The 12,929-nt window shown below is 57.5% G+C and carries 9 protein-coding genes and 3 pseudogenes; 3 read left to right on the top strand and 9 right to left on the bottom strand.

Going from position 1 to position 12,929, the window contains the following annotated elements:
* Positions 1-686 precede the first annotated feature (686 nt).
* The 6 genes and pseudogenes from AC0L3B_RS33645 to bioB all read right to left on the bottom strand — a co-directional run bounded on the left by AC0L3B_RS33645 (position 687) and on the right by bioB (position 7,260).
* Positions 687-1,655 (bottom strand): TauD/TfdA dioxygenase family protein, encoded by a 969-nt coding sequence (locus AC0L3B_RS33645; protein WP_473381814.1) that lies wholly within the window; start codon positions 1,653-1,655, stop codon positions 687-689.
* Positions 1,656-2,730: 1,075 nt separating this feature from the next.
* Positions 2,731-3,993: pseudogene (locus AC0L3B_RS33650) on the bottom strand (adenosylmethionine--8-amino-7-oxononanoate transaminase).
* On the bottom strand, positions 3,993-4,628 hold the full coding sequence (bioD, locus tag AC0L3B_RS33655) for a dethiobiotin synthase (RefSeq protein WP_473381779.1): 636 nt from the start codon (positions 4,626-4,628) through the stop codon (positions 3,993-3,995). The pseudogene AC0L3B_RS33650 and the gene bioD overlap by 1 nt, the downstream one beginning before the upstream one ends.
* Positions 4,625-5,791, bottom strand: a complete 1,167-nt coding sequence (locus tag AC0L3B_RS33660; protein WP_473381780.1) for an 8-amino-7-oxononanoate synthase — start codon at positions 5,789-5,791, stop codon at positions 4,625-4,627. Before AC0L3B_RS33660 ends, bioD begins: the two co-directional genes overlap by 4 nt.
* A gap of 65 nt (positions 5,792-5,856) precedes the next feature.
* Positions 5,857-6,225, bottom strand: a complete 369-nt coding sequence (gene panD / locus AC0L3B_RS33665) for an aspartate 1-decarboxylase (protein WP_473381781.1) — start codon at positions 6,223-6,225, stop codon at positions 5,857-5,859.
* Between the two features lie 52 nt (positions 6,226-6,277).
* A pseudogene (gene bioB, locus AC0L3B_RS33670) lies at positions 6,278-7,260 on the bottom strand (biotin synthase BioB).
* Positions 7,261-7,551: 291 nt separating this feature from the next.
* Here bioB and AC0L3B_RS33675 point away from each other — a divergent pair.
* On the top strand, positions 7,552-7,857 hold the full coding sequence (locus AC0L3B_RS33675) for a Dabb family protein (protein WP_473381782.1): 306 nt from the start codon (positions 7,552-7,554) through the stop codon (positions 7,855-7,857).
* Between the two features lie 305 nt (positions 7,858-8,162).
* Positions 8,163-8,597: pseudogene (locus tag AC0L3B_RS33680) on the top strand (hypothetical protein).
* A gap of 23 nt (positions 8,598-8,620) precedes the next feature.
* Here the strand turns inward: AC0L3B_RS33680 and AC0L3B_RS33685 are convergent.
* On the bottom strand, positions 8,621-8,992 hold the full coding sequence (locus tag AC0L3B_RS33685; RefSeq protein WP_473381783.1) for a penicillin acylase family protein: 372 nt from the start codon (positions 8,990-8,992) through the stop codon (positions 8,621-8,623).
* Here AC0L3B_RS33685 and AC0L3B_RS33690 point away from each other — a divergent pair.
* On the top strand, positions 8,991-9,215 hold the full coding sequence (locus AC0L3B_RS33690) for a hypothetical protein (RefSeq protein WP_473381784.1): 225 nt from the start codon (positions 8,991-8,993) through the stop codon (positions 9,213-9,215). The genes AC0L3B_RS33685 and AC0L3B_RS33690 overlap by 2 nt on opposite strands.
* 393 nt (positions 9,216-9,608) lie before the next feature.
* Here the strand turns inward: AC0L3B_RS33690 and AC0L3B_RS33695 are convergent, their stop codons facing one another.
* A complete protein-coding gene (locus AC0L3B_RS33695; protein ID WP_473381785.1) occupies positions 9,609-10,382 on the bottom strand; it encodes a GntR family transcriptional regulator in 774 nt (257 codons plus the stop codon).
* A gap of 1,207 nt (positions 10,383-11,589) precedes the next feature.
* A complete protein-coding gene (locus AC0L3B_RS33700; protein WP_473381786.1) occupies positions 11,590-12,900 on the bottom strand; it encodes an amidohydrolase family protein in 1,311 nt (436 codons plus the stop codon).
* Between the last annotated feature and the right edge of the window lie 29 nt (positions 12,901-12,929).

Consider the following 12,929-nt stretch of genomic DNA (forward strand, 5'->3'; position numbering starts at 1 on the left):
CCTTCACGCAACGCCATCGTAGAACTCGCCGCGCTCGCGCGCATGTGTCAATCAGGCGGCCTTCGTCGTATGCGTACAGATTGAGGAGGAAGTCGGCCAGCTGTTGGGCTCTGGTGCGGCGCATTTTCTTCTTTAGTGCAGGAGTTCATCAGGGGACCTCAAGGCGCGCGAATTGACACGCTATCTAATCGCCAGCCGGCGGCGCAGTGAGGCGACGTCGCATTTAGCTGCGCGCACGCCTTCCATATTTTCCGCGCCAGGCAGATTGACAACGTTGAGCAGGGTCGTGATGACGATCTCGTCCAGACTCCGATGAAGGCGGGCGCGCTGCCGACGATAATATCTAATCGACTAGCGGCAACCTCAGTTAACAAGCCTGCAGGTCACAGGCCCGTACTGCTTGTACTTCGGTGGTCACGCGAGAATTCACCGCAGTCGCCGAGGCTCTCCTCCTTGGACTTGTTTCCAGTCATCGAACTAGCCGCGGTGCCCCGCTTGGTGCATCTAAGACGCGACGGCTAGATGCGTCGGGGCACAAACACTGCTGCCGTTACAAACGACGCTATTCTTCCGAGAGAGCGTGCAATTTGCCGCGATCCGGCGGAAACCGGTTAAAGAGCATGATTGAATGCCGTGCATTCGCGTGCCAGTGCAGCCATAAGCAGCTTGGCAAAGAAGGTTCCATATCACCGAGGCGAGCTGCGACTTCGGATGTCGCCGTAAGCTTCATGAGCCTTGCGTACCCGCGGCTTTGACGTGTTGACGCGTTTGGCACGGCGACGCGCGTCGATGCTGAGCGACACATCGCAATTGGTAGTACCGCGGCCTTGCAAGTGATGGTCATCGCCATGGTCCTTCATCTCGTGACACTGCGTCGCGCGACGATCCCAGATCGCAACGTCACCCGGCATCCAACTCCATCGCACCGTGTTTTCCGGCGCGGTGATGTACGATTGGAAGAGACCGAAGAGTTTTTGCCCGGTATCTTTCTGCAAGCCAACAAAGCGGTGCACGAAGCCTCCGACCGAGAGCATGCGCTCACCTGTCTCGGGGTGCACTAGAATGACTGGATACTCTGTCTCTGAGTTCGTTCCGGCAAACACCTCATCCAACTCTTGTTTCTCTGCCCCGGTGGCTTGCGCTTTGATGGCATAGTCGTCGTCATTGCTGTGAACCGCCCAGAGCTGATCGGCGAGCATGCGCAATGATAGGGGAAGCGCTTGATATGCACCCGCCATATCCGACCAAACGGTATCGCCGCGATAGGGCGGACTTATCACGCTGCCCAGGAGGGACATCTTCGGATACCCCTCAACAATGATCAGCGTATGCTGCCGCTGGTCGGCGCGACCACCGCTCAGGCCGGAATCTGGCTTCAGAATCGACAGCATCGCCTTAGCGATACCGATTTGATGATCCGGAACCAGATCGCCTAGCCGGTGAACAAAGCGCTCATGCTGGGGGTCGTTAAGGGGCTGCTGGTCGCGGAAGAAGATGACCTTATGCTCGAGCATCAACTGGTTGATCGCGTGGATAACCTCGTCTGGCAGATCATCCGACAGCCTGAGGTTCCTAATCTCGGCACCAAGTCGAACTCCGAGCTTGTTGATGTCCGCTCTCGGAATAAGCTCGTGAATGGTTGTTGCGTTGCTCATGATCACCTTCATTGTCGCGATCCCCTGAACAAATGCTCCGCTATGCGCTGATCGCGGACGCGACAGCGGAGATATTCGAGATCGTCTCGGACACCGGCGACTTACCCGGCTTCAAACGCACAATAGACGGTCTCGCCTTGTCGCTCTAAATCCTAGGAGCGTTTGATGTATAGTCAATGAAACGAAACCAACTTTGTTTTTGGTAGCGAGCAACGATCACTTCGCGGAAGGTGCAAGCGATGAAATACGCGCGTTGACTCTGCCGGATCGAACAATTCGCGTGCCACCGCAGACACACTCCTGAGATCAACGCACGAGACGTCTTTGAATCGTCGTATTCTTTGATCGAGGCGAGCGCGTAGTTTTGGCGGGCGATTATTGTGTAAGGTCAAGCGAACTTTCCGCTCGGCAGTCTCGTTTCATACTATTGTCACCAACGTCGGCGGGAGACATCTGCAGACGTTGGCGCCCAATGCCGTTGGCCGTGAAAGGAAGTGAGGGACGCGCGTCTGTCATTGTGGACGCTGGAAGGTTGTCGATCAAGCCTGGCGCGGGCACGGATCCTCGAGTCTTCGATTGGGAACGAAAAGCTCAAGTGACCAAGGCGTGATCTCCGGAAATAGTCAGCTGTCCTCGTCGGCACTGCAAACCTTCGATCGTATGTGACCAAGTCGACGCTCGCGCGTTGCTCAATAACTAGAAAGTCGCGTTGATTTGATTTCGGAGTGTCCAAGGCCCGGCAATATGGCCTGGGCAAGCCAATTCTGAGCTGCACCGCGAGTTGAGAGCTCATCAAGCCGAACCGGTACTCGCATTTGGGCTCGGACGGCCTGTCGCAAATCCGCCGAAGCGAACAACGTTTTCCGCTCCTCCATCAATTCAACGTTATGCCGCAGTTTGAACAGCGACAGCACATTTCCAATTATTGCGGGAGACGTAAGCGTTTAGCCCGGCAACTATCGGCTCGGAACTATTCCACTGCATCAATCATCACGAACCGATCGACTTCCCCCGATTAGAGGTGCCGGGTGGGATCACACTGGTCTTTGCGGCCTGCGCGAAAGAAAGCGCCTCTTCAGGTCAGCGCATCGGCAGCATCTGTGATTCCGGTATAGACCGCATCCAAGTCTGCCGCCGTGACGCAATAGGGCGGCATGACGTCGATTGTGTTACCGAGGGGTCTGAGCAGCAGATGTCGGTCCTTAAAGAACGCTTGAAGCTTCGGACCAATGTCTGCGAGATAGCCTGGATTTCTCGTCTTCAAATCGAGTGCCGTGACGGTCCCGGTCCGACGAACGTTTGCAAAGCACGGATCGGCGCGAAATGGTTCGATTGCCTGCTCTTGCATCTTGGCGATAGAGGCGACCTTCTTGGGAGTTTTCGGATCTTGCCAGAGCTCCAGATTGGCCTTCGCGGCGGCGCAGGCAATTGGATTGGCTGTATATGAACTCGAATGAAAGAACGTTCGCGTCCGGTCTGCCGAATAATGCGCGTCAAAAATTCTCGCACCACAGAGTGTAACCGCGAGCGGGACCGCCCCTCCCGTGAGGCCCTTTGAGTAACATGCAATATCTGGGATAACTTCGGCCTGCTCGCAGGCGAACAATGTACCGGTGCGCCCCCAGCCCGTCATCACCTCATCCGCAATGAACAGAACGTCCGAAACCTCGCAGATCCGCGTTATCTCTCTCAATACCCAGGATGGATACATCAGCATCCCACCCGCTCCGAGTACGAGAGGCTCCACGATAAAGGCGGCTGGCGCTTCGGTTCTACATACCGATGCGAGCGCATTAAGTGTTTCCCGTTCACGACCTTTGGCGGGGAATGGGATTGAAGTGACATCGAACAGCAGGGGACGGTAGGCTGCGTTGAACACGCCTCGAGCACCGACCGACATCGCTCCAACGGTATCGCCGTGATAGGAATGTTGCATTACCACAATGCGCGTGCGTGGCTTGCCTATGTTTTTCCAGTAGCCGAGGGCCATTTTTAGCGCAACTTCCACACTGGTCGACCCGCTATCGGAGAAGAATACGTGATCGAGACCGCGCGGTGTGATTTTCAAGAGCAGCGCTGGAAGCTCCTCAGCCGGTTCATGCGTATGTCAGGCAAAGATAATCTGGTTGAGCTTGCCTGCTTGCTCCCGGATCGCGCCCACAATATGTGGATGACAATGACCATGGGTCACGATCCACCACGATGAGATTGCATCGATGACCCGACGACCATCATCCGTGTGGAGATAAGCACCGTCAGCACGCACAATCTTGGTCATCTCGCCTTGAAGCGCGTGCTGCGTGAACGGATGCCAAATCGGCGACTTCTCCTTTGGCATTATGGATTCAAGAAATCATTACGCACAAACGAGTTTTTGAATACGGCCTGTAGCGACTCTGTCGAAAGAGGTGAAATCCATGGCAGTCGCCCCAGCCAACGCACCCGCCCCATATCGCAAATTGCGCTCTCAGTTTCCGGGTTCCTTTTCCCAATGAATGCGATCCCAAGAATATGCATATGCCGCCTCCGCAAAGCCTCAATCGAGAGCAGGGCGTGGTTGATCGTACCGAGCTCCGTACTTGCGCAAAGCACCACCGGAAGGCGCCATCGCTCGAATACGTCAATGTAGAGAGTGCCGCGATCCAGGGGCACCATCAGACCGCCCGCGCCCTCGATGACGAGTCGTCGCTCTCCCGTTTCCGGCACATGGAGCGAATCGACGTCAATACGAACTTCGTCAATCTCCGCGGAATGATGGGGTGATGCAGGTGTTCGCAGGCGGTAGAGCTCAGGCACGATGCGATCGGCCGAGAGACAGCCAAGACGTGCAACGGTCTCAGTATCGGTCTCGCTTTCCAGCCCGGCCTGGATCGGTTTCCAGTAATTGGCTTCGAGTAGATGGGCGAGGCCCGCGGAAAATACAGTTTTTCCGACCCCGGTATCTGTACCGGCCACCACGATCCGCGGACTCATCGAGACCAGCCCCTCTTCTCCAACTCCCTCGTTTCCTCAGACAGCGCATCGAGCATTGCGCAGATGTCATCTCTCCCGATGTTGAGCGTCAGTGAGATGCGCAAACGGGCCGTGCCGGGTGGCACGGTCGGTGGCCGGATACCTCTGACATCGAAGCCGCGGGTCTGCAGTGAGGAGGCGAGCAGCATTGCGCGAGCATTTTCGCCAACGATATAGGGCACGATCTGCGAGCTCGAATCGCTGCGAACACCACGCGTTCGAATCTCGCCATGCGTAAACGCGACCAGCTCAGTCAAGCGTCGCTGTAGATCGGGTTCCTGTTGCAGGATCAGGAGTGCCTCCCGCACGGCGACGGCCATCAGTGGTGACGGCGCGGTGGCGAAGATAAACGGGCGGCACCGATTGACCATAAAATCGCGGAGGACGCGGGGACTGGTGACGAGCGCGCCTGCTGCACCTAGCGCTTTACCGCAGGTATGCATAACCAAAAGGTTTTCGCGTCGCTCATAGGGCGCCGTGAGTCCCCGGCCCTGCTGGCCGTAGACACCAGTGGCATGGGCCTCGTCTACCATCAAGAATGACTCATGCCGATCCGAAATCGCGATCAGTTCTTCAAGCGGGGCGAAGTCTCCATCCATGCTGTAGAGACTCTCCACCACGATCCAGATCCGGCCCACTCCACCATTGGCCCGCCACTCACGAATTGTACTTTCGACCGACTGAGGATCGTTATGGGCGGATATCCGAAAGTCGGCCCGCCCAGCTCGCGCACCTTCGTGAATACTTGCATGAACGAGAGAATCGAGAATCAGCAAATCGCCGCGCTGCGGTAGCGTTGTCAGGACGGCAAAATTCGCCACATAACCGCCGCCGAAAAAAAGTGCGGTCTCTGCGCCGAAGAACTTGGCAGCTTCTTCTTCGAGTCGTTCATGCTCCTCGCAGTTACCGCGCAGAAGCCGCGAGCCGCCCGCTCCGATCGCTGTGCCGGACTCAAGAGCCGCCAAGACAGCCTTTTTCATCCGCGGAGCGCTCGCGAGCGCCAGATAATCATTCGATACGAAGTCGATTCCCGTGCTCCGCTTGAGAAAGCGCAACCGGTCGTCTTTCTTCAAGCCACGCAAGGCCGCGACATACTCGGAATCGGCTGGACGGCTCAAATCCATTTTTCGTCCCCGGCTCTCTACGTAGAAACAATTGAATCGCCTGCAAGGACAACAGCTCCCAGCTGTCAGTCGCTCGGATTTGAACGTGGCAAGATGCGATTCTGCTTGTCGACCAGCACAACGCGTGGCTTGAATATCTTTGCCTCCGACTCCTCGAACGAGGCGTATGCGACGATAATCACTTTGTCCCCGGGCATTGCCAGCCGCGCGGCCGCACCATTCAATCCTATAATGGCTGAATCTCGGGGCGCCTCGATTAGATAGGTGGCGAAGCGTGCTCCAGTCTCAATGTTGTAGATTTCTACGCGTTCGTTGATCACGAACCCGGCTGCCTCCAATAGCGTACGATCAATTGAAATCGAGCCCTCGTAGTGCAGCTCGGCGTCGGTCACCGACGCGCGGTGAATTTTGCCTTTCATCAAGGTAATTTGCATTTTTCTAGCCTAAACTGAGATTGTACACAGCCTGCTCGTCGAGCTGCTTGACTCAGGCAAGCCCGGACGTGATACCGAGCCGGCCCAACAAATTTGCGTCCCGATCGCGCTGTAGGTTTTTGGTCGTCAACAGGACGTCACCGATAAAGATCGAATTTGCGCCGGCCAAGAGCATAGAGCCTGCAGCTCGTCCGTCATGTACTGCCGTCCGGCGGACAGCCGCACCACACTGATTGGCATCATGATCCGGGCTGTTGCCACGACTCGCACCACAGCAATGGGATCTGGACGCTCGGCGGTTTCGCTGACCGGCACGCCCTTGACCTCGTTCCAAAGGTTAATGGGCACGCTTTCCGGTTGGCTGGGAAGATTGGCGAGCAGCACGAGCATGGCGAGCCGGTCATCGACGCTCTCACCCATCCCGACAATGCCTCCGGAGCAGACCTTGATGCCCGCATCGCGCACATGTGCGAGTGTGTCGATGCGATCCTGGATGGTATGTGTGGTGATGATTTTTCCGTAGAACTCCGGCGCGGTGTCCACATTGTGATTGTAGAAGTCGAGCCCGGCGTCGAACAGCCGAGCGGCTTGTTTCGGCGTCAACATGCCGAGAGTGACGCACGTTTCCATGCCGAGACCTTTGACCGCGCCGATCATATGACAGACCTGATCGAGATCGCGATCTTTTGGACTGCGCCAGGCCGCGGCCCTGCAGAAGCGGGTCGCGCCGGCGTCTTTGGCGTGCTGAGCGGCGGCAACCACATTGGCGCGATCCATCACGCGGGTCGCCTTCAGTCCGATGTCGTAATGCGCACTCTGCGAACAGTAGCCGCAGTCTTCCGGGCAGCCGCCGGTCTTAATGCTGAGCAGGCTCGCGGTTTCGACATGGTTCGGATCGAAGTTCTCGCGATGAACGCTCTGGGCCTGAAAAATCAGGTCAGCAAAGGGCAGTCGATAGAGTGCCTCGGCTTCGGCGCGCTCCCAGTCACCGCGAACTGGCGCATTGTTGTGACTGGCATTTCTGTCCACTGCCACGGCGGCCCTTTCCCAGCGTCGAACGATTTTAGCCCAGAGGCAGCATCTTACCGTCGTCTTCAAGTAGAAAAGCGGCGGCTTTCGAAAGAATTTGCACCCATCAAGCGAGCTCTCCCCGATTCGCGCAGATTTCCATCGGCGAAGTGGAGGATTTATGCACGCCGACGCGTGCTCTTATCGAGAGCTGTGCTTATGTTGCCGCGATGGAGGCTCAGCAATCGTTACACCCGTTGCGGTACGCTCAAGCTCAAGTTAGTTGGGCCAGGTCACGTCATCGCGTTAAGGCCAGCCATGATCCGCCACATTGTCTTGTTCACCGCAAAGGATACGGCTTGTATCGAGCAAATGATCGAGGGCCTGTCGGTTCTTACCACAATCCCACATGCACGCCGGCTCGAGGTCGCTCGCAATTGCAAGTCCGACCAGCTCGGCAACGATATCGACGTCATCGTTTATGGAGAGTTCGACAACGAAATGGAACTTGCAGCTTACAAGGCGCATGATCTTTACCAGGAATCGATCAGGCGAGTGCGCCCACTTCGGGACCTCCGGTTCGCTGCTGACTACAATGTATCGCCGGATGCGGGCTTCGCATAAAGACAATGTAGACCTTGTTTTTGGCGCACAATTTTGAGCGGCGGTGCATCGCTAGGATCTCAAGCGCTTTCGACGTTCAGCGAGCATCGCTTTCATTGAAGTGAACCACCATACAGGCCCTTTTCGAAAGACAAATCGACGGTGATTGATAGCCCGACTCACCTCCGCGAACTGCAGTGGATTGAGCCTGTCACAGCGGCCCGCTGTCTCACGCATCGAGGGCAGCTTACATTTCTCGATAGCGCCATGAGTTACTTGGGCGCTACTCATATCTTGCCTGCGATCCGTTTAGTACCTACACGATCGTGGGCGGACGGGCGAGTTGCAATGGCGTAGCTCTTCAGGGGGATCCATGGGACGTTCTTCGCACTCTTCTCGCCGCGTATCGGCAAGAACATCGCCCGGATCTTCCTCCCTTCTAGGGAGGCGCCGCGGGCTTTTTGTCTTACGATCTCAACAGAACGTTGGAGAAGTTGCACGTGCCGGCGCTTTCCTGCCTGGGTCTGCCCCAGTCCATCTTACATTTCTATGACGTGGTCGTCAGCTTCGATCACCGTGACGGTAGATGCTGGATCGTGTCCACTGGATGGCCGGAGCAGCATCCTGCGCGTCGGAGCGAGCGTGCACACGCAGAGCCGATGACTTCACAGCGCCGCTTGACGGCCCAAGGTCGACGCCGAATTGTTCGGTCGGCATCGCCGGCGCATGGCGTTCTAACTTCAGCCGCGCGGGTTACATAGCGGCGGTACAGCGAGTCATTGGGTTAATTTTGTCTGGAGACGTCTTCGATCCAGGCATTGATACCTGCCGTGAAGGCGTTGCAGATTTCCTCCATATCTTCGGCGTATGAATCGTACTCCGCCTGCATATCGCCCCTGTAGAGGACAGAACGCGCGGCGATATCCTGCTCCAGAAATCCGGGGCCAAAGGAGGCGGAAAGCCGACCGAGACCCCGTTTGCGCCACAAGTCCATCTGCCACAACCTATCGCGCGCAGCATTAAAGCCTTGGAGGTAAAAGCCATCCATGGCGGATTGTGCGCGCAGGTGCGGAATGCCCCACCTGTCAATCAAGATTTCGGCATCAGCTTGGAGGCCGCGGACGCGTAGCGTTTCGTGAGTTGGAGCATCATTCATGGTGTCGATCCTGGCGAGCTTGCGCGAAACCGCTCCAGGCGATTCCAAGTCGGCAGTTCTTGGTTGGAGCCTGCATGCGACTTCTCCCCGCTCACTTCCTCGCCAGCTTGCTGAAGTCAGCTCTCCTGCGCTGACCATCAAGATGAAGATATACTTTGTATATTTAGGTGGTCAACGATCTGGGACGCGTCAAAGCAACCACGTCCTGGTGCACTTCGAGTAGATTGGCGCTGGGGCTATTTGTCAGCTTTGTGCAGATGAAGATTTCGGCGCGATGAACAGATGAACTGGTCACGCACATGGGCGCCCATTCCACCGCGTGCAAAATGAGGCCATCTACGCATGTGCGTGAGGATGCTCCTAAAGCCAGGATCGCGCTTAAGCGCGATCTGCAAGGCGATCGTGGAGCGGCCTTATTGTGCCGACGTTGAACTCGGAGATGGCTGCGGCTAGAGCACGATCCGGAAAAGTGTGGAGTTGGTTTTCGAAAAGACCATGCTCAATCAAGCACGATCGCGATTCACCCGATCCTATCGCTCTTTGGCGCGCAGCGATTGGTCTAGTTAGACCGGACCGACAAAGGAGCGCCGTGTCCTTGACCGCTCATTGCTCGGGATCACTTCTTTCTCTTACGTGAGCTTGGTCGCGATGAGCCCTTGGCCGCGTGGCGAAATTGATAGACGAAGTGATCGGCCCGCGAAATGGCGCGCCCTACAAACAGCGCCTCACCGCCCCGTCCAACGGCGGTATATTGCATGGCGAGGACCGGGAAACCCGGCACCACCTTGAGAAGCCCGGCTTGCTCCTCGGTGGTCGTCGAACCTTCGACCTGGTAGTCCATGTGCTCGAACGCGGCGTGAGCTTCGATCAGCGGCGTTATCAGGCGGGCTCGTCTTTTTGGTATTAGAATGTCTGCGAACTTGTTGGGAAACCAAGTCGTGTCCAGGACCACGGGCTCGTCATCTGCGAGAATGATCTTGTCAAGCCGATATCCCATGCCTGACTTCTCAAGCTCGATTGGACCATCATCAATCACATCGACCAGCGTCAATTGAAGCACTTGGATGCTGAGTTTCAAGCCCGCCTTGCGAAAAGTATCTTCGTAGTCCATTCCGATAACGCGCACGATCCTGCGCTTACTTGCGACGAAAACACCAAGGCCCTGTCGGCCAACGAGACGGCCCTCGAGCGAAAGGTCGCGGATCGCGCGCCTGATAGTGATCGTGCTGACGCCAAAATCCCTCGCGAGTTCTACGGCGCTAGGCAGTTGCGCACCGGGCTTATATGTGCCGCCATCGATTAGATTTCTCAGTTTTCGAGAGACCGATCGATAAAGGAAGCCATCATTCTCTGGCAGTCGTTCCGATTCAGATGTCTGCCGCTTAGCCATCATGAAATCCTACGTCGCATAAGAAGAAAAGCAGAATGGTCACCACCACGGCATCTGATCCTCTGGCCCGCCACACTCTGCACAATCTCATACCGGCGCTTGGACCGGTCAGTCGCAAGCGCAGTAACCGTTTTTCGGGAACCGATTGACAACACGCCCGAACGTAAAGGCTCGCCCTTGTCGTCTGCTGGTAGGCCAACTTGGGGAAACTCGCAACTGCGATGGGGGACATAGATTGCATTATGATGTGCGCTGGCTTGTCGCCATTCGAGGTTAGGCAGTGGCGGTCGTGGCCGAGCACTCGGCCAGCTCTCATAAGCCGCCACTGTTATCATCGGAGCTTCGTCCCGTATGTCGCCAGGGTAAACCCGCTGCTAAACCAATACGTCTGCCCTCGAGTAGAAGAATTTTCGGGCGGCTCGTCATTCATGCTCGCCTTCCAATGTACGACAAGCAGTGGGTCAGTTAACCTAAGCCAAACAGCGGCGCGCGCGCCTGCGCGACCGAGTAGATGATCGGCCGTCGTGTCATGCCAAGATGCCGGCGCTAGTCGCCTCCGAGGTCGAGATCGGCGCGCCCCGAGCGCAATATTTCCGACAAGATGAACTCGTCACCGTCCTCATGCCGTCACGAGAAGGAAGCTGTTCCCCATCGGCTATCGTGAATCGCCGAACAGTGCCCAGTGCCCCACATCAGCGTGTCTGCACCAGGACTGCTTCAGCGAGATCCCTCGATCAATAGCTGGCAGCAGCTGAAGCAGCGGTGATAGCGTGATGCGGCCGCACACTACGCCCTCCCTAGGCAAGACGAACAAGACAGCGCAAGATTTAGGCAAGCTCGCCCCGAGCTGCAGCTGCACGATGCTGCACGATGCTGCACGAGGATAGCGAAAAAACTCACGCCACGAGCAAGCTTCGCTTGTGCGAGCAGCACTTCCTGAGCCTACGACCCAACATTCCGCGATGCCGCGGTCGACGGCTCGCCCTGTTTGCAGGGCACAAATCTCGCGAGCCATCACTTTGTCGACCGACTTCGCCAAGCAGCCAAGAGCTATGAGGCCGGAGAAAGACCTTGGCGGTTAACGTCCATGAGGCGCGAACCGGACCTTGACTAGTCCGGTCCTATTCGCCTGGGGAGTCGCCTTCAGACCTTGGTGTTAGCTGCCAGGCACGGCCTACTATCCGAGACACCGGCGCCACGGGGCTTTTCAGCCCCCCATAAAGTCCCAGTCCATATCTCCCGCTACGATGGGCCAGTCCAGGTCTCCCTTTAGCCCAGTCTTCGCCATGAGCCTGCGAGCAGAGGCGCAGGCCGATAGGTAGATGACCCGCTCGTCCAACCGGGTGGAATGGCCGTCCTTGACGATGATTTGGCCGTCGCAGATCACGGTATCCACCGATCTGGAGCGCGCGACCAGAACGGTCTCGAAGACCGGGTCGGTGCCGGGACAGGCTTCGGGCAAGTCATTGCGTCGGATTGCCAGGTCTGCGCGCTTGCCGGGTTCAAGGGAGCCGATGCGATCTTGCCAGCCCTTGGCCCTGGCGCCCCCCAGGGTCGCGATCTCCAACGCGCCGCCCGGCGAGATGTAACCCCCTTGGCTGCGGCTCGCGAGATAAGCGATGTAAGGCAACTCGCCAAATGTCCATAACTTGCAAAGGTCGCTGCCGAAACCGAGATTGGTGCCCCGCGCGCGCAACTCCAGCATCCGTTGCCGCGCTGACTCGCCGATGCCGTAGAACAGGAAATTGCCGGGATGCCAGATCACGGACATTCCCGAGCGTACAATGGCGTCCACCTCGTCCTCGCGCAGAACATTCATGTGTACGAAGCTGACATTTGGCCCGAGGACACCGATCTCCTCGAAATGGACAAGGGCGTGTTTGCCAAGGCGCTTGTCTTCTGTCTCGACCGCCTGGGGCAGGAAGGATTGGTGCTGGGTGTAGATCGCGCCGTTGTCGTCGGCACATTTCTTTGCTGCAAGCATCAAGGTATCCGATGCTGATCCGGAGCCATAGACCGCGATATGTCCACCGATCAGGGCGTTGGGGTCCTTGTTGCGACGGAGCTCTTTTCCCATCAGCTTGAGGCTGCGTTCAAGGGATGGCGGCGTGCGGTCAAGCGCTGCCAAGTGTGTCCCTCCCAAGGAGTCTGAAAGATAGGGGTCAGCGAGCGAGCCCCGAATACCCACCGCCTCGGCCGCCTTGGCCGCCGTATCGGGCTCGAGCACCGTGCCCGGGTCGTCCATGAAACAAGTGTAGCCGTTGCGCGCCATCTCGAGGCACGCCAGCAAAGCCGAGGCGTGCTCGTCCTCGTCGCTCATGGCGTCGACCCATTCTGCGTAGATCGGCTTCGCGGCCTTCCCGGCCGTGCCCGATCTTCCCACTGCGGGACGCTTGGGGTCGTCGGTGATCGAGGCGCGGGTGAGATGCATGGTCGTGTGGTAGTGCGCCTCGACAAAGCCCGGGTGCACCACCGCGCCGCCGGCATCGATCACGCGGATCGGCACAACTGACGGCACAATGTCGCGCTCCGTCCCCTCCCCACCAT

This window comes from Bradyrhizobium sp. Kon56 (assembly GCF_055807635.1).

Excerpts from the sequence above, each read along its gene's own strand:
- AC0L3B_RS33675 (WP_473381782.1), top strand. The coding sequence starts at position 7,552 with ATGATCCGCCACATTGTCTTGTTCACCGCAAAGGATACGGCTTGTATC.
- AC0L3B_RS33690 (WP_473381784.1), top strand. The coding sequence starts at position 8,991 with ATGGTGTCGATCCTGGCGAGCTTGCGCGAAACCGCTCCAGGCGATTCC.
- AC0L3B_RS33660 (WP_473381780.1), bottom strand. The coding sequence starts at position 5,791 with ATGGATTTGAGCCGTCCAGCCGATTCCGAGTATGTCGCGGCCTTGCGT.
- AC0L3B_RS33695 (WP_473381785.1), bottom strand. The coding sequence starts at position 10,382 with ATGGCTAAGCGGCAGACATCTGAATCGGAACGACTGCCAGAGAATGAT.
- panD (WP_473381781.1), bottom strand. The coding sequence starts at position 6,225 with ATGCAAATTACCTTGATGAAAGGCAAAATTCACCGCGCGTCGGTGACC.
- bioD (WP_473381779.1), bottom strand. The coding sequence starts at position 4,628 with ATGAGTCCGCGGATCGTGGTGGCCGGTACAGATACCGGGGTCGGAAAA.
- AC0L3B_RS33645 (WP_473381814.1), bottom strand. The coding sequence starts at position 1,655 with ATGAGCAACGCAACAACCATTCACGAGCTTATTCCGAGAGCGGACATC.
- AC0L3B_RS33685 (WP_473381783.1), bottom strand. The coding sequence starts at position 8,992 with ATGAATGATGCTCCAACTCACGAAACGCTACGCGTCCGCGGCCTCCAA.